Genomic DNA, 20,767 nt, shown 5'->3' with positions numbered 1-20,767 from the left:
AGTGCGGCCGCCTCACGCGGCCGCCGTTGCCGCCGCGGCCGAGTCCGGCAGGCGGGCCTCGATGCGCAGCGCGCCGCGTTCGTTGGGCGCCAGCCGCAGGGTGCCGCCGCGGGCGGCCACGCGCTCGCGCATGCCGGCAAGGCCGTTGCCTTCGCGCCAGGCGCCGCGCAGCAGGCCGTCGTCCTCGATCTCGATGTGCAGGGCGTCGGCCTCGCGGCGCAGCCGCACCGATAGCGTCCTGGCCTGGGCATGGCGCGCGGCATTGGTCAGCGCCTCCTGCACGATGCGCAGGATGGTCTCGGCCAGGGCCGGATCCGAGATCCGCACCGTGTCGTCGATCCGCAGCCGCAGCGCGGGCCGGGGCAGCGGCGCGGCCAGCGCGCGCAAGGCGGTCGCCAGTTCGAGGCCGCGCGAGTCGCGCAGCGTCTGCACCACCTCGCGCAGGTCCTCCAGCAGCTCGCCGGACAAGGCTTCCAGCAGGCGCACTTCCCCGCGGTGCGCCAATGCCGGATCGGCCAGCAGCGCGCGCAGGTTCAGGCGGATGGCGGTGAGCTTGTGGCCGGCCACGTCGTGCAGCTCGCGCGCCACGCGCAGCCGTTCGGCATCGCGCGCGCTGTCGGCCAGCAGCGCGCGCGTGGCGAGCAGGTCGGCGTTCACCAGTGCCAGGCGGTCGCGCGCGTTCTCGGCGCCGCGGGCGAAGTGCGCGGTGAGCGCCGCGAACGCCTGGAAGCCGAGGAAGGCGGCCACCACGACCGGCGCGCTGCCGACGCCGGCATGGCGCAGGATCGCGTACAGCGCGAGATTCAGCGCCGCCACCAGCCACAGCGTGGTGCGCGGCGGATAGGCCATCGCCAGCTGCGCGGCCAGGATCACCAGCAGCGCCGGCGTGACGCCGCCGCGCGGCGCCAGCCACAGCATGACCAGCGCGCAGGCGCTCTGCGCTCCGAACCAGAGCGCCAGGACCGGCGGTTTGCATTGTTCGGCCAGGCTGGAGAGCAGCGCCGTGACCAGGAACCCGAGCATCGCCGTCCAGACCAGCGCGCCGCGCGGACCGTCGTAGGGCAGCGCCAGCCACACCGCCGTCCAGGTCAGCAGGACCGGCAGGTTGAACGGCGTGAGCAGGGCGCGCAGCAGGGACGTCACGGCGGCCATGCTGCGTGGCACGCCATCGCTTGGCAATGCGCCGGACACCGAAAGTGACTTCCGGCAGGGCGATCCGATGACCGCGGGCACTGCTGCCGGAGCGGCCCGCGCCCGAAGCTGGCGGCGAGCCACTTTGGGGACACCGCCATGACCGCCTACCGCCTGCTCGTGATCGTGCACGGCCTGATCGGCCTGATCGCATTGCTCAGCTTCTGGAGCGCGGCGCTGCTGCGCAAGGGCGGCCTCTGGCATCGCCGCGTCGGGCGCGTGTACCTGTTCGCCATGGCCGGCATCCTGCTCACCGCGGTGCCCATCGCGGTGGCGATCTTCCTCGACAAGCGGCCGGTGGCCGGCGTGTTCCTCGGCTTCCTGTCGGTGATCACCGCCGCCGGCGTCTGGAACCAGTGGCGCTCGATCCGCGACAGGCAGGACGTGGCGCGCTACACCGGCCCGGTCTTCGTCGGTCTCGGGCTGCTTTCGCTGGCCTCGGGCCTGCTGGTGCTGGGCTTCGGCCTGAAGACGGGAACGGGGCTGCTCGCCGGGTTCTCGCTGGTCGGCATCCTCGGCGGCGGCGCGCAGCTGTACAAGCGCCGCCATCGCACGCGCCTGGCCGCGCGGCCGCGCTGGTGGATGATCGAGCACTACACGGCGGTGCTCGGCAACGGCATCGCCACGCACATCGCCTTCCTGGCGATCGGACTGCCGCGCCTGCTGCCGGCGGTCGAGGGCGAGACCCTGCAGGCGCTCGCCTGGTTCGGCCCGCTGCTGGTCGCGGTGCTGGCCAAGGGGTGGCTGGATCGCCGCTGGAAACGCGCGCCGGCCCCGCACGCGGCCGCTCGCGGCGCGGCGGAGGCCGGGCCTGCCGGCTAGACGTCGCCCTCGCGCGACCAGCCCTCGCCGGTGCCGCGATGGAGCACCGCATCGCCCGCCAGCACGTCGCCGGCCGGGATCGAGGGCTGCTGCGCCAGGCGCGCGTAGATCGGCGTGAAGTCCGGCTCGGTGGCGCGGATCAGCTGCTCGAAGCTGTCGATGACGAAGTAGGTCTTCTGGTAGGTGTCGATGCGGTAGCGCGTGCGCATGATGCGTTCGAGATCGAAGCCGATGCGGTTGGGGGCGTCGCTGTCCAGGCAATGGATCGACTCGCCCTTGGAGGAGACGATGCCGCTGCCGTAGATGCGCAGGCCGTCCTGTTGCCCGTTCTTGGACTGCCTGATCAGGCCGAACTCGACCGTGTACCAGTACAGGCGGGTCAGGTTCTGCAGCGCTTCCGGCCCGATGCCGTGCGCCTTCACCCCGCCCTTGCCGTAGGCCTGCATGTACTCGGCGAACACCGGGTTCATCAGCAGCGGCACGTGGCCGAACAGGTCGTGGAACAGGTCGGGCTCCTCGATGTAGTCGATCTGCTCGGGCTTGCGGATCCACCAGGTCACCGGGAAGCGGCGGTTGGCCAGGTGATCGAAGAAATCCAGTTCCGGCAGCAGGCCTTCCACGCCGATCAGCGTCCAGCCGGTCGCCTCGCCCAGCACGCGGTTGATGTCGTCGAATCGGGGGATGCGGTCGGGCGTCATGCCCATCGCGTCCTGGGCGGCGAGGAATTCGTCGCTGGCGCGGCCGACCAGGATCTGCCGCTGGCGCGCGTAGAGCGTCGCCCAGGTGGCGTGGTCGTCGGCGCTGTAGTCGTCCCAGGGCTGGTCGACGATCCCGGTGGCGTAGACCGGCACCTTGCCCTTGTCGGTGTGCAGGTTTTCGACGCGGCGCGGCTGGGCGGACATGCGGGAACTCCGGGATTTCCGAGTACCGACTTTAGCGGTGAAATGGCGCAATAGGCTTGCGTAGTTGCGGGAAATATGGGTATTGGCGCAATATCATTGCGCCAAATAGCAGGAATGCGCTTCAAATGGCCAATCTGGAGCTCGACCGCATCGACCTGCAGCTGCTCGCCGAGCTGCAGCGCGAGGCCCGCCTGACCAATGCCGAGCTGGCCGAGCGCGTGCATCTCTCGCCCTCGGCCTGCCTGCGCCGGGTGCAGCGGCTGGAGCGCGAGGGGGTGATCGCCGGCTACCGCGCCGAGCTGGACCCCGAGCGCCTGGGCCTGGGCCTGCAGGCCTTCGTGCGCGTGCGCCTGGGGCGCCACGACGCCGCCGCGGTGGCGGCCTTCGCCGAGTTCGTCAACGGCTGGGACGAGGTGATCGCCTGCCATGCGCTCACCGGCGACATGGACTATCTGCTGCAGGTGGCGGTGCGCGATCTCGAACACTTCTCGCGCTTCCTGCTCGACAACGTGCTAGCCCTGGCCGGCGGCGCCGACGTCAACTCCAGCTTCGTGCTGCGCACGGTGAAGGCGCCGCGCGGCCTGCCGCTGCCGGCGGGCGGCCGCGCCTAGCCGCGGCTATCGGCCGGCGGCGAAACGCGCGGCGAAGAAGTCGCCGGGCTTCCAGCGCGGCGCCTGCGCCGCATCGCCCACGCGCCGGCCGATGCGCGCGCTCAGCCGCGCCATGCGCTCGGCGTCGCCGTACTGGATCGGCTGCGCGGCGTCGTCGCAGGGCTGGTGATAGCAGTTGCGCAGGTAGTAGCGCAGCGCGACCTTCGGGTCGCGCGTCTTGTCGGCATCGGCCGGGGTCACACCGCCGACCAGATACAGCGCGGGAATCCCGGCGCGCACGAAGGCGTACTGGTCGCTGCGCTGGAACGCGGTCTCCTCCGGGAAGGGGTCGGGCGAGACCGTCACGCCGATGTCCTTGGCCGCGCCGGCGAGCGTGTCCTGCAGCGAGGAATGCTCGGCGCCGATCCCGGCCACGTCGGTGCTGGGAGCCATCAGCACCGGCATGTCGAGGTTGAGGTTGGCGACGAAGGTCGCGCCCGCCGGCGGATGCGTGGCCAGCCACTGCGCGCCGAGCAGGCCCTTCTCCTCGCCGGCGAGCGCGGCGAACAGCAGGCTGCGCTTGGCCGGCGGCTTGGCGGCGGCGAGCACGCGCGCGCTTTCCAGCATGATCGCCACGCCGAGCGCATTGTCGATGGCGCCGTTGTAGATGTTGTCTACAAGCCGGCCGTCGCCCTTGGCCGCCGCGCCGGTGCCGATGTGGTCCAGGTGCGCGGTGTAGACCATGTGCTCGCGGGCCAGCGCCTGGTCGCCGCCGGGCAGCGCGGCCAGCACGTTGCGCGAGTCCAGCGCATCGATGCGGCTGCGGCTGGCGAGCGCCAGCGTGCCCGGCAGGGCGAAGCCCTTGAGCGTGCCACGCCGCGCCTGGTCGAACAGTTCCGCGCTCATGCGCGGCTGGTCGGCGAACACCAGGTCGGCAGCGGCCGCCGCGACCTGGGCGACCACGCGCAGCTGCGGCAGCGCATCGACGGGTTTGCCCGCCTCGTCGCGCAGGCGCATCCACGGCCGCTGCCAGGCGTCGGCGCCGCGCGACCAGGGCAGGCCGGCTTCGTCCTCGGGCGTGTTGATCAGCACCGCGCCCACCGCGCCGCGCGCGGCGATCGCGCGCAGCTTTTCCGGCAGCGCGGCATGGAAGGCGCGGCGGTCGTGGTCGAAGGCGGCCGGCGCGCCGCCGAACAGCACGGCGATTTTGCCGCGCAGGTCGAGGCCGGCGAAATCGTCGTGCCCGAGTTCGGGCGCGTGCACGCCCTGGCCGACGAACACCGCCGGCGCCTCGATCTGCGCGCGCGGCGCGTTGAAGTCCGGCTGCGGCAGGAACTGGTCGCGAAAGCGCAGCGCGATGCGGCGGCCGTTGCGGCGGATCTCCAGCTGCGCGCCCTCGCGCAGGCGCGTGGCGCGCAGCAGCGGCACGCGCTGGAAGAAGCCGCCGTCGTCGCCGGCCGGGCGCAGACCGAGCGCAAGATAGTGTTTGGCGACATAGTCTGCGGCCCGGTCGTAGCCGGGCGTGCCGGTCTCGCGGCCTTGCAGCGCGTCGTCGGCGAGCGCCTTCACGTCTGCCTGGATGCGCAGCGCGGCGGGATTCGACGACCAGTCGTCGGTCGGCGCCGGCGGCAGCTGCGGCACCTCGGCGACAGGCGCGTCGGCCGGCGCATCGGCTTCGCGCTTGCACGCCGGCAACAGCAGCAGCGGCGCCAGGCACGCGGCGAGCAGGCGCAGCGGGGCGGCGCGCGCGAGGCTCATGGCGCGGGCGCGACGAAGTCGCGGATCGCCGCGGCGAATGCCCGCGTGTTCTCGTAGTAGGGCAGGTGCCCGGTGTCCAGTTCGACCACGCGCTGGTCCGGGAAGCGGAAGGTGCGGAAATGCGCCGGCCCGACCGCATGGTCGCGGCGGCCGCTGATCACCAGGACCGGCACGCGGACCGTCGCGGTCGAGGGCGCGTAGTCGCGGTAATACTCGGGCAGCGTCGCGGGTCCGGTGATCACGGCCATGCCGTAGTCGATGGTGCGCGGATAGCTGTCGTCGATCTCGCTCATCCTGGCCACCGCGGCCTTGTCTTCGCTCAGGAAGCGATAGCCGTTGCCGCTGGCCTGCAGGGCCTTGCGCGCCTTCTCGTGCGCGGCCGCGAGCGCGTCGCCGGCGGCATCGTCGCCGACGTCGAGCGCGTCGTCCTTCAGCAGTTCGCTGATGAAGTGGATCTGCATGCGCCGCTGCGCGTCGCCCATGAAGTCCAGCGAGGTGTTGGCCATCACCAGCCGCGAGACGTGCTGCGGATGGCGCTGCGCGTAGGCCACGGCCAGGATGCCGCCGAACGAGTGCGCGATCAGGCAGGGCTTGTCCACGCCGAGCGCCTGGCGCACCTCCTCGATGTCCTGCACCACGCGGTCGAGGTGGTAGTCCTTGGCGTTCGCCGACTTGCCCGAGCCGCGCTGGTCGAGATAGACCAGGGTGAGGAAGGATTCCAGCGCCTGACCGCCCATCTTCTCGAACGAGAGCGAGCCCTGTCCCGGTCCGCCGTGCACGAAGATGCAGACCGGGCCTTGGCCGGCCACCTTCACGTACAGCTCGGTGCCGTCGGAGGCGGCAATTCGCCGTTCGCCCATCGGCAATGCCGGCTGCTCCGCCGTGGCGGCGGGCCGAGCGTCGTTGGCCGGCGGCGGCGGCCCTGCGCAGGCGACCGGCAGCAGGGACAGCAGGGCGAGGGCGAAGAGAGCGCGCATGGAGGGCCTTGGCGGGAAAACGAACCGATGATGTGGCCGAGGATGATGTGACCGAGAACGCCGGCCGCGCCATGGCCATCGGTCACGGCGGGTGCGGCATGCTCAGGAGTGCGGCGGAGAGGAGGGCAGATACCGCGCCGCGATCCGCAGCGCGAGGCGATACGGTTCGGGATCGTTGCGGTTGGTCAGCACCACCACGGTCAGGTGCCGCTGCGGCCAGCGCACGATCACGTTGCGGAAGCCCACGGTCTCGCCCGAATGCCAGAGCGTCTCGCCGTGGATGCGCCAGCCGTAGCCGTAGCCGTCGACATCGGGCTCGTCGGTCCTGGTGTGCGCGGTGAAGGCGAGCCGGCGCGAGGCCGCGCTCAGCAGGCGGTCGTCGTACAGCGCCGCGTCCCACTTGGCCAGGTCGTCGATCGAGGAATAGATGCCGCCGTCGCCGAGCACCGCGCTGGTCGAGCTCTGGTCGGTGCGCTGCCAGGCGCCGTCCGTCAGGGTATAGCCGTAGGCACGCCGCGCCACGCTCGAGATGCCCTGCTCGTAGGCGACGCTGCCGTCCATGCCCAGCGGCCGGAAGATGCGCGCGCGCAGGAAAGCGGCGAAATCCTGGCCGGAGGCCTTGCCCACGATCAGCGCCAGCAGCGCATAGCCGCTGTTGCTGTAGCGGTAGCCGGTGCCCGGCGCGAAATAGAGCCGGTCCTGGGTTTCCAGCAGGCGCAGCACGTCGCTGTCGTGGACCTGCTCGCGCGCGTCCGGCGCCATCACGTCCTCGTAGTCGATCAGGCCCGAGGTGTGCGTGAGCAGATGGCGCAGGGTGATCGCATCGGCGGCGGCCGGCAGCGAAGGCAGCCATTTGCGCAGCGGATCGTCGAGGCCGAGCTTGCCGTCCTCGGCCAGCAGCAGGATCGCCGCCGCGGTGAACTGCTTGGTTACCGAGGCCAGGCGGAAGTTGGTCTGCGGCGTCACCGGCGTGCGCGTCTCCAGGTCGGCCAGGCCGTAGCCGCAGCGCGCCAGCGGCGCGCCGTCGCGCAGCACCAGCACGGCCGCGCCCGGGCCGTCGCCGGCGTAATCGCGCATCAGCGCATCGGGGCATTGCATGGACGAGGCATCCGGACCGGGGCTCGCGCAGCCGCCGAGCGCGGCGGCCAGGAGCAGGAGCAGGGAAGAGGGGCGCATGGTCGGATTGTAATCCGCCCGGTCCGGCGCGCCCGCCCGCGGCGCGGCCAGGAAAAAGGCCGCCCGGAGGCGGCCTTTTCGGGTCGAGCGGGTGTCGCGGCGGTCAGAAGCGGAATTCGCCGCTGAGCGTGAGCGTGGTCACCTTGACGTCGACGTCGGTGCCGAACAGCTCGGGCTTGAGCTTGGTGTAGTCGTAGTTCAGTCCCAGGCCGAAGTTGCGCGTGAAGTCGTAGCCCAGGGCCACGCCGACATAGGGACGCAGGTCGGTGTCGTCGTCGCCGGCGATCTTCACCTTGGCGTTGACCAGGCCGGCACGGCCGCCCAGGTAGAAGCCAATGTCGTCCTCGTTGAAGTTTTTCTTCAGCGCGACGCCCACGCCGTAGCCGTCGACCTTGGTCTCGTAGCCGTAGTCGGAGTCCTTGCCGTACTGGGTGTAGAAACCTTCCAGCGCGATGTTGCGGCTGAAGTAGTAGCCGCCGCGCACGCCGAAGGCGTTGTCGTCGCCGTCGGCGTCGCCGCCGAACTTGCTGTTGCCCGCTTCCACGCGCAGGAAGCCATAGCCGGTCTCGTTGGCCAGTACGGCCGGCGACAGGCCGGTGGCGGCCAGCGCGAAGACCAGCGTCAGAATCTTTTTCATCCTGGTGCCTCGAAATACGCCCCTCATTGGGCGGCGTTCAGAATAACGAAACATTAATAAGAGTCAATCATTCCACCGGATAGATGCCATCCTCGAACGCATCCGGGTGGTAGCCCTTGCTGCCGATTTCCTGCGCCAGCGGGCTGCGCGGATCCTCGCCGGCGCGCAACCGCTCGAGCACGTAGGCGAAGTCGTAGCGCGGCTGCCAGCCCAGCGCCTGGCGGGCCAGGGCATTGACGTAGACTCGGTCGATGCCCGGGAACATGCGCCAGCCGCGGCGCGCGTACTCGATCTCGTACCCCGGCACGCGCCGCGCCAGCACCGCCGGCGCGTCCTCGCGCAGCGCGGCCAGGTCCTCGCGCTCGAACGGCGTGGTCGCGCTGACGATGTAGCGTCCGAAGCCGAGCCCGGGCGCGCGCTCGATGGCGAGCAGGTGGGCATCGACCACGTCCTGCACGTCCACGCGCCGGGAGAGGTACTCGTTGGCCTTGATGTTGCCGTCGGCATAGGCCTCGCGCAGCGCGGGGCTGTCGTCGGCCTCGGGGAAGAAGCGCGAGGTGCGCAGCACCAGGCAGGGCAGCGCGTGGTTGCGCTGGAACAATCGGCACAACTCTTCGGCGGCGGTCTTGGTGGCGCCGTAGATATTCTTCGTGAGCGGCGCCACGGTTTCGTCGATCCAGGCCGCGGGCATGCCGGCCGGCGGCACCAGCGCGTCGCCGAAGGCGCTGGTGGTGCTGGTGAAGACGAAGGCGCCCGCGCCGCCGGCGGCCGCGGCCTCCAGCAGATTCAAGGTGCCGGTGATGTTGGTGTCGACGAAGGCCTGGCGCGAATGCGTGGCCACGTGCGGCTTGTGCAGCGTGGCTGCGTGCAGCACCGCATCCACGCCGCGCATGCACTCGCGCACGAAGCCGGCGTCGGCGACGGAGCCGACGCGGTCGGTGTAGGCCGAGGCGAGCACGTCGATGCCGATCGCCTCGCGCCCCCGTGCGCGCAGGGTCCGCATCAACGCTTCGCCGAGGTGGCCGGCGCTGCCGGTGACCAGGATTCGCATGGGCGGGCATCCACGGGAAAACGCGGATCTTAAAGCCTGGGGCCTGCAAAGACGCTTGCGCGCCGGTCCTGCGCTAGCCGTTCGCGTCCGAGGGCGGCTCGCGCGGCGGGAAGCGCAGCACCACCCCGCGCGGCTCAGGCGCGCGTTGCCACAGCACCGGCACCTCCTGCGGCCGCGGCGGCTCGAACTGGTCGCGCTCCTCGGCCGCCGCCTCGGCGGCGAGTTCCTCCTCGATTTCCCAGCTGTACTTGTGCCGCGGCGCCTTCGGGTCCTGGTGGCGGAACAGCAGCGCGGACACGGCCCCGGCGAGCGCGCCGCCCAGGTGCGATTCCCAGGACACGCCGGCCTCGCGCGGCAGCACGGTCAGCAGCATGCCGCCGTAGAGCAGGAAGGCGATCATCGCCGCGGCCACCGCCGGGCGGTCGCGGCGCAGCAGGCCGAACACGAACACCAGGAACATCAGGCCATGGGTCAGACCGCTGGCGCCCAGGTGGTGCGAGCCGGGCGCGCCGAGCAGCCAGGCGCCCAGTCCCGAGCCGAGCCAGATCAGCGGCAGCGCGCGCAGCGTGGTGCGCGGATAGACGCTGCCGGCCAGTGTGCCCAGCAGCAGCAGCGAGACGGCGTTGGCGCCCAGGTGCTCGATCGATCCGTGCAGCAGCGGCGCGCTCAGCACGCCCCAGAGCCCGGCCGGCGCGAGCGGCTCGACCGTGAACGGCCGCCAGTCGAACGCGGCCAGCGACTGCGCCGCGAACACCGCCGCCAGCAGCAGCACGAACGCCAGGCTGGCGTTGAGCGCGCGCAGCAGCCGGGCGCGGTCGGCCTTGCGCTGGGCGGGCGAGTCGGGCGGAGCCTGTGGCGTTTCCAGGTGCATGGCAGAGGGATTGCGGCGGCCGGTCCAGGATGCAAGGCCGAGGAAATGGGATGCGCCATCCCGATCGGCGGATTCGAATCCGCCGGCGGGCGCCTGGCCCGCCGCATCGGCAGGGGCCATGCCCGCCTTTCGGCCACCGTACGCCATCGGCGCAGCCGGCGCGGGATAAAATCCGCGGATGACCGACGCCCTGCCCACGATCCGACTGAAGAACGCCTGGAAATCCAGCCACCCCTGGATCTTCCAGAAACTGGTCGACAAGCCGGCGGTGCGGCCCAAGCCGGGCAGCATCGTCGACGTGGTCGGCAACGACGGCGTCTGGCTCGGGCGCGGCTTCTACAATGGCCACTCGCGCATCGCGCTGCGCATCCTGGAGAACGACCCGGCGGTGACGGTGGACGCGGCCTGGTTCGCGGCTCGCATCGGCGAGGCGGTGCGCCTGCGCCGCGAGGTGCTGGGCCTGGACGCGGTGTCCGACGCCTGGCGCGTGGTGCACAGCGAGGGCGACGGCCTGTCCGGCCTGGTGGTGGACCGCTACGGCGACCTGCTGGTGGTCGAGTTCTTCAGCGCCGGCATGTTCCGCCACCGCGAATGGATCTACGAGGCGCTGCGCCAGCAGTTTCCGGGCGCGCGTTTCCACAGCTTCGCCGACGAGCACGTGCAGAAGCAGGAAAGCTTCGATTTCAAGCCTTGGAACAGCCTCGGCAGCGAACCGGCCGCGCCGGCGGTGATCACCGAATACGGGGTGAAGTTCCGCGCCGATCCGGCCGGGGCGCACAAGACCGGCTTCTTCGCCGACCAGCGCGAGAACCGGCAATGGCTGTCGCAGCAGGTGGCGGGCAAGCGCGTGCTCGACCTGTGCTGCAACACCGGCGGCTTCGGCGTCTACGCCGCGGTGCGTGGCGCCGCCGAGGTGGTGGGCGTGGACATCGACCAGGACGTGCTGGAGATCGCCCGCGGCAATGCCCGCCTCAACGACGTGCGCGTGCGCTTCGTCCAGGCCGACATCTTTCCCTGGCTGCGCGATGCCGGCAACAACGGCGAGGGCTTCGACGTGGTGATCCTCGACCCGGCGAAGATGACCCGCGACCGCGAACAGGTGATTCCGGCGCTGAAGAAATACCTGGACATGAACAAGCTCGCGCTCGGCGTGGTCAAGCCCGGCGGCCTGTTCGCGACCTTCTCCTGCACCGGCCTGGTGAGCGAGGAGCAGTTCCTGGACATGCTGCGCCGCGCCGCCTTCTATGCCGGGCGCACCGTGCAGGTGCTCAAGGTGGCCGGCGCCGGCGCCGACCATCCCTTCCTCGCCCACGTGCCCGAATCGCGCTACCTCAAGGCGGTGTTCTGCCGCGTGCTGGACTGAGGACGCTCAGGGCCCGTTGGCGCGCATCGCCTCCAGCTGCGCCTGGCAGGCGTCGCGGCCGGCGAAGATCTGGTACTCGATCTGGTCGTTGACCGAACAGGTGTAGGCCGACACCTTCTCCCCGGTGAAGCCGCCCTCGGGCGAATGCACGCAGCTGCGGAAGCTCACCGACAGCGCCGGGCCGATGAGCGTGCAGCGCGCCGACCCGGGGTGCAGCCAGTCGAAGCCATAGCTGCCGGGCGGCGGCTGCACCGCCGGCCCGGAGGCGGCCAGGGCGGGGAGGGCGGCCAGGGCCGCGAGCAGAACGGGGGATCGGCGCATCGGTGGATTCCTTCCGGGTGACCGCGCAAGGCTGCGCGGATGGCGGCGAAGCCGCAAGAGGGACGGGGCGCCGTCATGCGCGCGGCAGCACCCCGGCGAAGGGATGCGTAGTCATCGATTCTCTGGGGTTTGCCGGCGATCGCGGCGGGCCCGACGCGGCTGACCGCGCCCCTGCCTGGGGAATTGCGTCGGCATGGCGGATACCACAGAATCCGCCCGCGCCAGAGACGGCGCTCACATTCTGGGGTGGGACAAATGAAGGCTATTTGGATGGGCGTCGTCGGCCTTGCGCTGGCGGCGGCGGGGGGCTGTGCATTCAACAAGCAGGCGATCAAGCTGGAGCCCAAGCTCGACGTCGCCGAGAGCACGGCCGGGAACGGCAAGCTCACCATGGTCAACGTGGCGGACGAACGGCCGCGGGCCACGCTGGGGACGCGCGGGGTCAGCGGCATCGGCGAGCAGCTGACGGTCGATGGCGATCTGGTCCAGACCGTGAAGACCGCGGTGACCGAAGGGCTGCGACGGCAGGGATTCGCCACCGACGGTCCGATCGAGAATCAGCTGCGCGTGGAAGTCCGCAGCCTCGACTACACGCTCAACTCCGGCTTCTGGGCGGGGAAGTTGAACGTCGAGTTCCTGCTGAAAGGCATCTGCATCAAGAACAACGCGCGGCCTTACGAGCAGATGTATCGGGGCGAGTTCCGCAAGAACGTCCAGGTCGTACAGGGCGCCGATTCGAACACCTTGTTCGTCAACCAGGTGGTGTCCGACGCCATCAACGCGCTGCTGAAGGACCAGAACATGATCCGCTGCCTGGCGGAGTAAGCGCGCGCGCCGCCCTGGGCGGCGCGCCTTTGTGCCCGGGCGACCCTGCCCGGGCTGCACGGGAAGCCGGCCGCGCTTCATCGCGCGCGGCGCAGTCGATGCGACCGCGGCGATTTACACTACCGCCATGTCCACCACCGACCTCCTGCTGATCCTGCTGGTGCTGGCCGCGCTGGCCACCATCGCCCTGCTGCTGGTCCTGCTGTTGCGCAGGCCGGGGCGCGCGCTGGAATCGGCGCTGCGCGAGGAGCAGCGCGAGGGGCGCGGCGAGCTGCGCCAGCAGCTCGACAGCCTGTCGCTGGCGCAGGAGCAGCGCATCGAGGGCTTCGGCCTGCGCCTGAACGATCTGGCCACGCGCACCGACCAGCGCCTGGACGTGCTGCGCGAGGCCCTGACCGAGGATGCGCGCAAGGCGCGCGGCGAGGGCGCGCAGCAGCAGCAGCGCCTGGCCGAAAGCCTGGGCCAGCGCCTGAACGAGCTCACCCAGCGCAACGAGCAGCGCATCGGCGAGATGCGCGCGACGCTGGAGCAGAAGCTGCGCGAGCTGCAGACCGACAACGCCGCCAGGCTCGAGCAGATGCGCGCCACCGTCGACGAGAAGCTGCAGACCACGCTGGAGACGCGCCTGGGCGCCTCGTTCAAGCTGGTCTCCGAGCGCCTGGAGCAGGTGCAGCGCGGCCTGGGCGAGATGCAGCAGCTGGCCACCGGCGTGGGCGATCTCAAGCGCGTGCTGAGCAACGTCAAGACCCGCGGCATCTTCGGCGAGGTGCAGCTGGCCGCGCTGCTGGAGCAGGTGCTGACCATCGAGCAGTACGACGTCAACTGCGCCACCGTGCCCGGCAGCAACGAGCGCGTGGAGTTCGCGGTGAAGCTGCCCGGCCCGGACGAGGACACGCCGGTGCGCCTGCCCATCGACGCCAAGTTCCCGCGCGAGGACTACGAGCGCCTGCTCGACGCGCAGGAGCGCGGCGACCTGGAGGCGGTCGCCGCCGCGGCGATCGCGCTGGAGCGGCAGGTGCGCGTGGAAGCCAGGCGCATCCGCGACAAGTACCTGGCGCCGCCGCACACCACCGATTTCGCGCTGCTGTTCCTGCCCATCGAGGGCCTGTACGCGGAAACGCTGCGCCGTCCCGGGCTGTTCGACGCCCTGCAGCGCGAGCATCGCGTCACCCTGGTGGGGCCGACCACGCTGCTGGCGCTGCTCAACAGTTTGCAGATGGGCTTCCGCACGCTCGCCATCGAGAAGCGCTCGGGCGAGATCCGCCTGCTGCTGGGCGCGGTGAAGTCCGAGTTCGGCAAGTTCTCCGTGGTGCTGGAGAAGGCCCGCGACCAGCTCGACACCGTGCGCAACAGCATCGACAAGGCCGGCGTGCGCACGCGCGCGATCGAGCGCCAGCTCAAAGGGGTGGAGAGCCTGCCCGGCGCCGAGGCGCGGCGCCTGCTGGGAGAGTCGTCGTCGGAGACCGGCGAGGACGAGGCCGGGTGAGGCGGTGCGCGGCGTGGCCGCGCCTGGATCGGGCCGCAAAGAAGCCCGTCATTCCTGCGCAAGCAGGAATCCGGCGACTTTGGAATTCCGAACGGCCAAGACATTGGATTCCTGTCCCAGCCGCGTTGACGGCGCGGCTCGGTGCAGGAATGACGAATCCTTGCGCCCGGAGTAGAGAAGCGATGCGCCTGGCTGGTCGAAGCGGGCGGATCGTTCGCAGATCCCGCCCGCGTCCGGCCCTATCCGCGGATCACGGCACCGCGCTGCCCGGCACCAGCGGCATCGCGTCCACCGGCACGGTGGGATTGTCCTGGTCGTCCTGCAGGTAGTCCGGCAGCGCCGATCCCTGCTGCTGCTCGCGCTTGCTGTCGTTGAAGATCTGGTAGTTGCGGCGCTGCATCCAGGCATCGCGCACCAGCGAATAGTCGTCGGCGGCGCCTTCGCGCAGCTCGTCGACCGCGAACAGCTTGGTGCGCACGTCCACCAGCTGCAGGCCCTGCAGGAACACGCGCGCCTTGTCGTTCTCCACCTGGCGCAGCGGCGAGAGCGGCGCGTCGCCGACCAGGCCGAAGGTGTCGCGCACGGTGCGCGGGCCGAACAGCGGCAGTTCCACGTAGCGCGAGCGCTGCCAGCCCCACACACCGAGCGTCTGGCCGAAGTCCTCGCTCTTGTTCGGCACCTTGCCGCGCGTGGCCGGGTCGAAGATGCCGCCGATGCCGATGGTGGAGTTGATCAGGAAGCGGCCCAGCGAGTCCCAGGCCTGCTTCGGCTTGCCCTGCAGCAGCGCGTTGAAGGCGCTGACCGGCTGGCCGAGGTTGTTGAAGAAGTTGCTCACCCCCAGCCGCACCGGACGCGGCACCACCTTGACGTAGGCCTTGGCCAGCGGCTTGGCGACGCCGCGGTCGACCGCGCTGTTGAAGCGGTGCACCTTGCGGTTCCACTTCTCCCACGGGTCGTAGCTCTGCGGCTGCTCGGCGGGTGCGGGCAGGGTGGCATCGGCGACCGGGTCGTAGGCGGCCGGCGGCGGCGTGCCGTAGATCGCGGCGCTGTCCTGCTCGGCCTGGGTGGGCGCGGCGGCGGCGGTCGAGGCGTCCTGCTGCGCGGCAGGGTCGGGCGCATCGACAGCGGGCGCCTCCGCTGCGGTCGTGTCCGCCGCAACGGCCGCGCTGGTGTCGGGCGCGGTCGTGGCGGGCGCTTCCGCGGTGGCGGTCGGCGCGATCTCGGTGCCGGCGGCGCCGCCGTCGTGCGCGCCGCCCTGGCTGGCGCAGGCGCTGGCCAGCAGGAGCAGCGACACGCCGCCGGCATGGCGGAGGAAGGTGAGGGGGTTCATGAGCACTCCATCGCGAACATCATGGGGGAGAAGGATGGCCGCCCTCTCGGTGGCGGCCATCCTTCGAGTCCCCGGCACGGATGGCCGGGCCGGGGATCTTGAAGCCGGAGAGACCGCGCCGGGCAGGGCAGGCAGATTGCATGGGAACGCCGTCAAGCCGCCGCGAAGGCCAGGCCCGGGGTGAGGCGGTAGGCGGCGCGCAGCTCGGCCAGGCCCGCCGGTTCGCCGTCGATGGCGACCTCGCCGCCGGCGCGCGCGGCCAGCTCGGCCAGCAGCGCCAAGCCGGCGCTGTCCAGCCGCTCCACCGCGCGCAGGTCGAGCCGGCGCACGCCGGCCGGCGCGCCAACCTGTTTCCACAGCGCCGTCACGCCCGCGCGCAGCAGCGCGCCGCTGAAGACCAGCGCGTCGCCGTCGCGGCGGACCTGGGCGGTGGCGGCGGAACCGGCCATTACTTGCGGTTGGCCGGCGCGGCCTGCAGCTGGCCGCTGCGCAGTTCCTTGGCGACCTGCTGGATCGACTTGCGCTGCAGCTCGCCGTCGAACTGCTGGCGGAAGGTCTGCACGAAGGACACGCCTTCCACCATCACGTCGAACACCTTCCACTGGCCGCCGCTCTGGCGCAGCAGATAGTCGACCGGAATGGCGTCGCCGCCGCTGCGCAGCAGCTCGCTCGACACCTTCACGCCCAGGCCGCGCGGCAGCGGCGACTCGGCCGTGACGCGCACGCGCAGCTGGGTGTTGAAGTCCAGCAGCGAGGAGCCGTAGCGCTGCATCAGGCCGTCGGCCAGGGCGTCGGCGAAGGCCTTGATGTCGGCGTCGGAGGCGCCGCGGCCGTGACGGCCGAGCACCTGGCGCGCGGCGTAGTCGCGGTCGAACATGTTGTTGAATTCGGTCATCACGAACTGGCGCAGCGCGCCGCGGTCGCGGGTGAATTCGGCACGCCGGCTCTCCAGCGCCGAGAGGATGCGCTGGCTGTTGTCGAGCACGAGCTTGCTCGGCGAGCCCTGGGTGGCGGCGGCCGGCGCCTTGGCGGCTTGCGCCAGCGCCAGGCCCGGCGCGGCGGCGGCCAGGGTGGCGGCGATGGCGAGGGGGATCAGGAGCTTCTTCATTGCGGTTTCGCCTCTTCGGTGGGGGCGGGGGGAGTGGAGGGGGCGCCGTCGTCGCCGGCACCGGGCGCGGCGGGCTTGTCGCCGCCGGCGCCGCTGAACATGTATTTGCCGACCAGCTGGATCAGGTCCACCGACGGCGTGGTGAATGCGATCTCGTCGCCCGCTTTCAAGGGCTCCGGGTCGCCGCCCGGCTGCAGGCCGACGTAGCTCTCGCCGAGCAGGCCGTTGGTGAGGATGGCGGCCGAGGTGTCGGCCGACAGGTCCTTGTAGCGGCTGTCGATGGCCAGGGTGACCACCGAGTCGAGCTTCTGCGGGTCCAGGCCGATGTCGTCGACGCGGCCGATGGTGACGCCGCCGACCTTGACCGGCGCCATCGGACGCAGCGGGCCGATGTTGGTGAAGCGCGCCTTCAGCTCGTAGGTGTCGCCGCCGAAGCCGAAGCGGCCGTTGGTGGAGGCGATCGCCAGCACCAGCAGCGAACCCAGCGCCAGCAGGAGGAAGGCGCCGACGGCGAATTCAAGACGTGGACCGCGTGTCGTCATGGCAAGGTTTCCGCTTGGAAGGTCCGCACGGGGATGTGCGGGCTCTTGCGAAGGATTCGCATCATGATCACCTGAACAATAGGGCAGACAGGACGAAATTGAACATCAGCACCAGCAACGATGCGTTCACCACCGCGCGGGTGGTGGCCACCGAGGTGCCCTCGATGGTGGGCTCGGCGTGGTAGCCGACGTAGCAGGCCACCAGCGCGGCCACGCCGCCGAACACCGCCGACTTCTCGAACGCCACCAGGAAGTCGTGGCGGAAGTCGACCGCGTCCTTGAGCACCTGCCAGAACGTGCCGGCCTCGATGCCGAGCACGTGCACCGCCTGGAAATAGCTGGCGCAGATGCCCAGGCTGCAGAAGAAGCCGGTCAGCAGCGGCACCGTCAGCACCGCCGCCCAGAAGCGCGGCGCCACCGCCTTGGCGACCGGGTCGATGGCCATCAGCCCGAGCGCGGTGATCTGGTCGGTGGCGCGCATCAGGCCCAGTTCGGCGGCGATCGAGGAGCCGGCGCGGCCGATGAACAGCAGCGCGGTCAGCACCGGCGCCAGCTCGCGGTACAGGCCGAGGCCGACCAGGGCGCTGATCTGGTTGGCCGCGCCGTAGGTTTCCAGGGCACGGTAGCCGAGCAGGGTCACCGACAGGCCGACGAAGGCGCCGCCCACGGTGATGATCGGCAGGGTGCGCGCGCCGATCTTGTAGATCTCGCGAACAAGTTCCGCGAAGAAGTCGGCGCTCGGGCGCGAGGCGCGCAGCACCGACAGCGAGAACAGGCCGGCGCGGCCGAGCGAACGGGTGGCGGCGACGAACGGCATTACGCGGCCTCCGTGCGGGCGGCGGTGTCGAAGGCAATGGGGCCGTCCGGCTCGCCGCGCAGGAACTGCAGCACCAGCGGGTCGCGGGTGGCCTCCAGCTCCGCCGGCGTGCCGGAGAAGACGATGCGGCCGTTGGCGATGACGATGGCGCGGTCGGCCACCGGCAGGGTCTCGTGCACGTGGTGGGTGACCACGATGCTGGTCAGGCCGAGGCTGTCGTTCAGGCGCGAGATCAGGCTCATGATCACGCCGCTGGCGATCGGGTCCAGGCCGGTGAGCGGCTCGTCGTAAATCATCAGCGGCGGGTCCAGCGCGAGCGCCCGCGCCAGCGCGACGCGGCGGGCCATGCCGCCGGACAGCTCGCGCGGATACAGGTCGGCGGCGGCGCGCAGGCCGACCGCATGCAGTTTCATCTCCACCAGGCGGCGGATCAGCGGCGCCGGCAGATCGGTGTGCGCGCGCAGCGGCAGCGCCACGTTCTCGGCCGCGGTGAGGTCGGTGAGCAGGCCGTTGCCCTGCAGCAGCACGCCCACGCTCTTGCGCAGCTCCAGCAGTTCGCGCTGGCGGTGCGGGATCGGGCGGCCGAACAGCTCGACCTCGCCGGCGGCCGGCGCCAGCTCCCCGGTCAGGGCCGCCAACAGCGTCGACTTGCCGCTGCCCGAGGGCCCGAGCACCGCGGTCACGCTGCCGCGCGGCACGCGCAGGTCGATGTCCGACAGCACCGTGCGCGCGCCCCGGTCCAGACGCAGGCCGGACAGGCGCACGGCGAGCGCGTCTTCGCCGGAGGGAAGACGCGACGCGCGGGCTGGCGAGGGCGAGGAATCGGTGGACATGGAATGGAAAGCGGATGGGCGGCGGCCCGGACGGGCGCAATCCTGACCAGCTTGGGGAGAACCGGCTGAATCGCGTTAAACCGAACGGTACAGGAATTGCCGTCGCGCCGGTGCGCACGTGCCTTTCGGGGGAGCGGCGCGTGCGACAGGTCGCAGTTCGCCGTCGCGCCCGCGCCTCAGTCGCGGGTGCTCGACTCCCAGGTCGCGTGGCGCACGCCGGGCGCCTTCGCCAGCCGCGCCAGCACCGCGTCGATCTCCCTGGGCACCACCGCCGTGCTGACCAGGGTCGCCACCACCTCCACCGTGGCGTCACCATGCTCGGCCACCGCCACGTCGCCGACCGGATACTGCGCGGCCTCCAGCTGCTCGACCAGCAGCTCGCGTACGCCATGGACCGAACCGGCATCGGTGGCCAGGCGGACCTCGTAGGTGGCCTCGGCGGCCCGCTCGTCGATCGGCACCCGGTTGATGGCGTTGACCAGAGGCCGCAGCAGAGTGTTGCCGGCGATGACGAAGACGGTGAGCAGCACGCCCTCGGCCAGCATGTCGGCGCCGGTGCAGCAGCCGACCGCGGCCGAGCACCACAGCGTGGCCGCGGTGTTGAGGCCGCGCACGTTCATGCCCTCCTTCATGATCACGCCGGCGCCGAGGAAGCCGATGCCGGAGACGACGTAGGCGATCACCCGCACCGCCTCCACCGTGCCGGCGATGCGCATGGCCAGGTCGACGAAGGCGGCCGCGCCGACGGCGACCAGCACGTTGGTGCGCAGCCCGGCGGTGCGCTGCCGGTACTGCCGCTCGGCGCCGATCAGGGTGCCGAGCACGAAGGCCGCGGCCAGGCCAAGCGCGGTGTCGAGGAAGGGGCCGGGCTGGAAGGTGTCGATGAAACGCATGGCGGGATTCCCTGGTTCGGTCCGAACGGCCGGCGCGCCTCAGCGCAGCCAGCCCTTGCGCTTGATGTAGATCAGCGGCAGCAGCGCCGCGGCGAAGGTGAGCAGGATCGACATGGTGAAGCCGTGCTTCCAGCTCAGCTCCGGCATCACCGCGAAGTTCATGCCGTAGAAGGTCGCCACCAGCGTCGGCGGCAGGAACACCGCGGTGATCACCGTGAACACCTTCACGATCTGGTTCTGCTTGATGTTGAGCAGGCCCACCACCGAGTTCTGCAGGTAGCGCACCTTGTCGTGCTCGAAGGCGGCATGCTCCTTGACGCCGTTGACGTCGGCCACCAGCTCCTTCACCAGCCCCTGCAGGTCCGGCTCGCGGCGCCCGTCGACCTCGCCGTTGAGGTAGCGCACCACCCGCGCCAGCGCCAGCTGGCTCTCCAGGCAGTTGGAGATCAGCTCCTCGCTGTCGTTGAGCCCGAGCAAGGTCTCGGTGAGGTCGCTCACGCCCAGCTCGCGGCCGTCGCCGCCGGCGTCCTCCGACAGCCGTGCGATGGTGTCGGCGGTGTCCTCCAGCGAGGTGGCGATCTGCTCGATCACTTGGCTGGTGCCGTCGTTGATGCCGGCCAGGATCATGCGCATCAGCGACTTGGCGTCGGTGGCCTGCTGCGGCCGTCGCGCCAGGCGCTGCATGGCGCGGTTGAGCGGGGTGAACTCGGCGCTGTCGTGCAAGGTCACCAGCAGACGGTCGCCGAGCACGAACACCACCTTGTGGAAGGTGGGCAGGCGCTGCTCGTTCATCGCCACCAGCTCGGCGAACAGGTACACGTATTCCTCGTCCTCGTGGACGCTGGAATGCTGCAGCTGCGGATCCACGCCGTAGCGCGCGCGCAGCTCGGCGCTCGCGGCCTCGTCGGCCCGGCCGACGTCGATCCACAGGAAGCCCTCGGCGGGCAGCGCGGCGATGCCGGCGCGGGTCTGGATCCCGTGCGGGTCGCGGTAGATGGAACGGATCATGGGCGGTCTCCTGCGGGGGCGCGCGGCCGGACGCGTTCGGCGCGCTGCGTGGCGGCGGATGGGGAGGGCGCGGCGAGGGAAGGCCCGTGCGCGGGCGACGTCGACGAGGTCCGGGTGGCGGCGTCCTCCGGCTGGACGTGGTGGATCAGCAGCAGCGCTGCCGACAGCAGCACGTACAGGATCACCACGGCGAGGATCACCTCGTTCTCGAGGCGGGATTTCTTGATCGGCGTGCGTTCGCGCTTGCGGTTCATGACAGGTCTCCG

The 20,767-nt window shown here is 71.0% G+C and carries 23 protein-coding genes; 5 read left to right on the top strand and 18 right to left on the bottom strand.

Going from position 1 to position 20,767, the window contains the following annotated elements; all coding sequences use genetic code 11:
- Positions 1-12 precede the first annotated feature (12 nt).
- Positions 13-1,143: a sensor histidine kinase gene (locus MD221_RS10660; RefSeq protein WP_242111689.1), complete on the bottom strand. Its 1,131-nt coding sequence runs from the start codon at positions 1,141-1,143 to the stop codon at positions 13-15.
- 147 nt (positions 1,144-1,290) lie between these two features.
- Between MD221_RS10660 and MD221_RS10655 the strand changes: the two genes are divergently transcribed.
- Positions 1,291-2,013: a hypothetical protein gene (locus MD221_RS10655; RefSeq protein ID WP_242111688.1), complete on the top strand. Its 723-nt coding sequence runs from the start codon at positions 1,291-1,293 to the stop codon at positions 2,011-2,013.
- On the opposite strand, the gene phhA is transcribed toward MD221_RS10655, so the two are convergent.
- Positions 2,010-2,915, bottom strand: coding sequence for a phenylalanine 4-monooxygenase (gene phhA / locus MD221_RS10650; protein WP_242111686.1), 906 nt, complete (start codon positions 2,913-2,915; stop codon positions 2,010-2,012). The genes MD221_RS10655 and phhA overlap by 4 nt on opposite strands.
- 125 nt (positions 2,916-3,040) lie before the next feature.
- Between phhA and MD221_RS10645 the strand changes: the two genes are divergently transcribed.
- Positions 3,041-3,526, top strand: coding sequence for an Lrp/AsnC family transcriptional regulator (locus MD221_RS10645; protein WP_242111684.1), 486 nt, complete (start codon positions 3,041-3,043; stop codon positions 3,524-3,526).
- A 6-nt stretch (positions 3,527-3,532) separates the two neighbouring features.
- On the opposite strand, the gene MD221_RS10640 is transcribed toward MD221_RS10645, so the two are convergent.
- The 6 genes from MD221_RS10640 to MD221_RS10615 all read right to left on the bottom strand — a co-directional run bounded on the left by MD221_RS10640 (position 3,533) and on the right by MD221_RS10615 (position 9,975).
- A complete protein-coding gene (locus MD221_RS10640; protein ID WP_242111683.1) occupies positions 3,533-5,263 on the bottom strand; it encodes a M28 family metallopeptidase in 1,731 nt (576 codons plus the stop codon).
- Positions 5,260-6,240 carry an alpha/beta fold hydrolase gene (locus MD221_RS10635; protein ID WP_242111681.1) on the bottom strand — a complete coding sequence of 327 codons (981 nt, stop codon included), beginning with the start codon at positions 6,238-6,240 and terminating at the stop codon, positions 5,260-5,262. The genes MD221_RS10640 and MD221_RS10635 overlap by 4 nt, the downstream gene beginning before the upstream one ends.
- Positions 6,241-6,342: 102 nt before the next feature.
- On the bottom strand, positions 6,343-7,416 hold the full coding sequence (locus MD221_RS10630; protein WP_242111679.1) for a serine hydrolase domain-containing protein: 1,074 nt from the start codon (positions 7,414-7,416) through the stop codon (positions 6,343-6,345).
- A gap of 103 nt (positions 7,417-7,519) precedes the next feature.
- Positions 7,520-8,053, bottom strand: coding sequence for a porin family protein (locus MD221_RS10625; RefSeq protein WP_242111678.1), 534 nt, complete (start codon positions 8,051-8,053; stop codon positions 7,520-7,522).
- Positions 8,054-8,120: 67 nt separating this feature from the next.
- Positions 8,121-9,104: an NAD-dependent epimerase/dehydratase family protein gene (locus MD221_RS10620; RefSeq protein ID WP_242111677.1), complete on the bottom strand. Its 984-nt coding sequence runs from the start codon at positions 9,102-9,104 to the stop codon at positions 8,121-8,123.
- Between the two features lie 73 nt (positions 9,105-9,177).
- On the bottom strand, positions 9,178-9,975 hold the full coding sequence (locus MD221_RS10615) for a rhomboid family intramembrane serine protease (RefSeq protein ID WP_242111676.1): 798 nt from the start codon (positions 9,973-9,975) through the stop codon (positions 9,178-9,180).
- Positions 9,976-10,153: 178 nt separating this feature from the next.
- Here MD221_RS10615 and MD221_RS10610 point away from each other — a divergent pair, with 178 nt between their 5' ends.
- Positions 10,154-11,338 (top strand): class I SAM-dependent rRNA methyltransferase, encoded by a 1,185-nt coding sequence (locus MD221_RS10610; protein ID WP_242111675.1) that lies wholly within the window; start codon positions 10,154-10,156, stop codon positions 11,336-11,338.
- Between the two features lie 6 nt (positions 11,339-11,344).
- Here MD221_RS10610 and MD221_RS10605 read toward each other — a convergent pair whose 3' ends face one another.
- Entirely contained in the window at positions 11,345-11,659 is a 315-nt protein-coding gene (locus MD221_RS10605) for a hypothetical protein (protein WP_242111674.1), read from the bottom strand.
- A gap of 255 nt (positions 11,660-11,914) precedes the next feature.
- Between MD221_RS10605 and MD221_RS10600 the strand changes: the two genes are divergently transcribed.
- Both MD221_RS10600 and MD221_RS10595 read left to right on the top strand, forming a co-directional pair.
- Positions 11,915-12,484, top strand: coding sequence for a YajG family lipoprotein (locus tag MD221_RS10600; protein WP_242111673.1), 570 nt, complete (start codon positions 11,915-11,917; stop codon positions 12,482-12,484).
- A gap of 127 nt (positions 12,485-12,611) precedes the next feature.
- Entirely contained in the window at positions 12,612-13,970 is a 1,359-nt protein-coding gene (locus MD221_RS10595; protein ID WP_242111672.1) for a DNA recombination protein RmuC, read from the top strand.
- A gap of 250 nt (positions 13,971-14,220) precedes the next feature.
- Here MD221_RS10595 and MD221_RS10590 read toward each other — a convergent pair whose 3' ends face one another.
- From MD221_RS10590 to MD221_RS10550, 9 genes are all read right to left on the bottom strand, one after another.
- Positions 14,221-15,300: an MlaA family lipoprotein gene (locus MD221_RS10590; protein ID WP_242111671.1), complete on the bottom strand. Its 1,080-nt coding sequence runs from the start codon at positions 15,298-15,300 to the stop codon at positions 14,221-14,223.
- A gap of 152 nt (positions 15,301-15,452) precedes the next feature.
- Positions 15,453-15,749, bottom strand: a complete 297-nt coding sequence (locus tag MD221_RS10585; protein WP_242111670.1) for an STAS domain-containing protein — start codon at positions 15,747-15,749, stop codon at positions 15,453-15,455.
- On the bottom strand, positions 15,749-16,408 hold the full coding sequence (locus tag MD221_RS10580; protein ID WP_242111668.1) for an MlaC/ttg2D family ABC transporter substrate-binding protein: 660 nt from the start codon (positions 16,406-16,408) through the stop codon (positions 15,749-15,751). The genes MD221_RS10585 and MD221_RS10580 overlap by 1 nt, the downstream gene beginning before the upstream one ends.
- Positions 16,405-16,950, bottom strand: coding sequence for an outer membrane lipid asymmetry maintenance protein MlaD (mlaD, locus tag MD221_RS10575; RefSeq protein WP_242111667.1), 546 nt, complete (start codon positions 16,948-16,950; stop codon positions 16,405-16,407). Before mlaD ends, MD221_RS10580 begins: the two co-directional genes overlap by 4 nt.
- A 67-nt stretch (positions 16,951-17,017) precedes the next feature.
- Positions 17,018-17,767 carry an MlaE family lipid ABC transporter permease subunit gene (locus MD221_RS10570; RefSeq protein WP_242111666.1) on the bottom strand — a complete coding sequence of 250 codons (750 nt, stop codon included), beginning with the start codon at positions 17,765-17,767 and terminating at the stop codon, positions 17,018-17,020.
- Entirely contained in the window at positions 17,767-18,531 is a 765-nt protein-coding gene (locus MD221_RS10565; RefSeq protein WP_242111897.1) for an ABC transporter ATP-binding protein, read from the bottom strand. Before MD221_RS10565 ends, MD221_RS10570 begins: the two co-directional genes overlap by 1 nt.
- 245 nt (positions 18,532-18,776) lie before the next feature.
- Positions 18,777-19,493, bottom strand: coding sequence for an MgtC/SapB family protein (locus tag MD221_RS10560; protein WP_242111665.1), 717 nt, complete (start codon positions 19,491-19,493; stop codon positions 18,777-18,779).
- Positions 19,494-19,532: 39 nt separating this feature from the next.
- Positions 19,533-20,501, bottom strand: a complete 969-nt coding sequence (locus MD221_RS10555; protein WP_242111664.1) for a CorA family divalent cation transporter — start codon at positions 20,499-20,501, stop codon at positions 19,533-19,535.
- The gene (locus MD221_RS10550; RefSeq protein ID WP_242111663.1) at positions 20,498-20,755 is read right to left on the bottom strand and encodes a hypothetical protein; all 258 of its coding nucleotides are present in this window, start codon (positions 20,753-20,755) and stop codon (positions 20,498-20,500) included. Before MD221_RS10550 ends, MD221_RS10555 begins: the two co-directional genes overlap by 4 nt.
- Between the last annotated feature and the right edge of the window lie 12 nt (positions 20,756-20,767).

The sequence above is a fragment of the Luteimonas aquatica genome (assembly GCF_022662575.1).
GTDB lineage: Bacteria > Pseudomonadota > Gammaproteobacteria > Xanthomonadales > Xanthomonadaceae > Luteimonas > Luteimonas aquatica.
Note: the sequence above shows the minus strand (reverse complement) of the source record. Positions and strands in the feature narration are given on the sequence as shown.

Bases quoted from the DNA above. Each gene is read 5' to 3' on its own strand.
- MD221_RS10620 (WP_242111677.1), bottom strand. From the start codon at position 9,104: ATGCGAATCCTGGTCACCGGCAGCGCCGGCCACCTCGGCGAAGCGTTG.
- MD221_RS10600 (WP_242111673.1), top strand. From the start codon at position 11,915: ATGAAGGCTATTTGGATGGGCGTCGTCGGCCTTGCGCTGGCGGCGGCG.
- MD221_RS10605 (WP_242111674.1), bottom strand. From the start codon at position 11,659: ATGCGCCGATCCCCCGTTCTGCTCGCGGCCCTGGCCGCCCTCCCCGCC.
- MD221_RS10590 (WP_242111671.1), bottom strand. From the start codon at position 15,300: ATGAACCCCCTCACCTTCCTCCGCCATGCCGGCGGCGTGTCGCTGCTC.
- phhA (WP_242111686.1), bottom strand. From the start codon at position 2,915: ATGTCCGCCCAGCCGCGCCGCGTCGAAAACCTGCACACCGACAAGGGC.
- MD221_RS10645 (WP_242111684.1), top strand. From the start codon at position 3,041: ATGGCCAATCTGGAGCTCGACCGCATCGACCTGCAGCTGCTCGCCGAG.
- MD221_RS10655 (WP_242111688.1), top strand. From the start codon at position 1,291: ATGACCGCCTACCGCCTGCTCGTGATCGTGCACGGCCTGATCGGCCTG.
- MD221_RS10630 (WP_242111679.1), bottom strand. From the start codon at position 7,416: ATGCGCCCCTCTTCCCTGCTCCTGCTCCTGGCCGCCGCGCTCGGCGGC.
- MD221_RS10560 (WP_242111665.1), bottom strand. From the start codon at position 19,493: ATGCGTTTCATCGACACCTTCCAGCCCGGCCCCTTCCTCGACACCGCG.
- MD221_RS10550 (WP_242111663.1), bottom strand. From the start codon at position 20,755: ATGAACCGCAAGCGCGAACGCACGCCGATCAAGAAATCCCGCCTCGAG.
- MD221_RS10625 (WP_242111678.1), bottom strand. From the start codon at position 8,053: ATGAAAAAGATTCTGACGCTGGTCTTCGCGCTGGCCGCCACCGGCCTG.
- MD221_RS10585 (WP_242111670.1), bottom strand. From the start codon at position 15,749: ATGGCCGGTTCCGCCGCCACCGCCCAGGTCCGCCGCGACGGCGACGCG.
- mlaD (WP_242111667.1), bottom strand. From the start codon at position 16,950: ATGACGACACGCGGTCCACGTCTTGAATTCGCCGTCGGCGCCTTCCTC.
- MD221_RS10610 (WP_242111675.1), top strand. From the start codon at position 10,154: ATGACCGACGCCCTGCCCACGATCCGACTGAAGAACGCCTGGAAATCC.
- MD221_RS10555 (WP_242111664.1), bottom strand. From the start codon at position 20,501: ATGATCCGTTCCATCTACCGCGACCCGCACGGGATCCAGACCCGCGCC.
- MD221_RS10595 (WP_242111672.1), top strand. From the start codon at position 12,612: ATGTCCACCACCGACCTCCTGCTGATCCTGCTGGTGCTGGCCGCGCTG.
- MD221_RS10570 (WP_242111666.1), bottom strand. From the start codon at position 17,767: ATGCCGTTCGTCGCCGCCACCCGTTCGCTCGGCCGCGCCGGCCTGTTC.
- MD221_RS10635 (WP_242111681.1), bottom strand. From the start codon at position 6,240: ATGCGCGCTCTCTTCGCCCTCGCCCTGCTGTCCCTGCTGCCGGTCGCC.
- MD221_RS10615 (WP_242111676.1), bottom strand. From the start codon at position 9,975: ATGCACCTGGAAACGCCACAGGCTCCGCCCGACTCGCCCGCCCAGCGC.
- MD221_RS10580 (WP_242111668.1), bottom strand. From the start codon at position 16,408: ATGAAGAAGCTCCTGATCCCCCTCGCCATCGCCGCCACCCTGGCCGCC.
- MD221_RS10640 (WP_242111683.1), bottom strand. From the start codon at position 5,263: ATGAGCCTCGCGCGCGCCGCCCCGCTGCGCCTGCTCGCCGCGTGCCTG.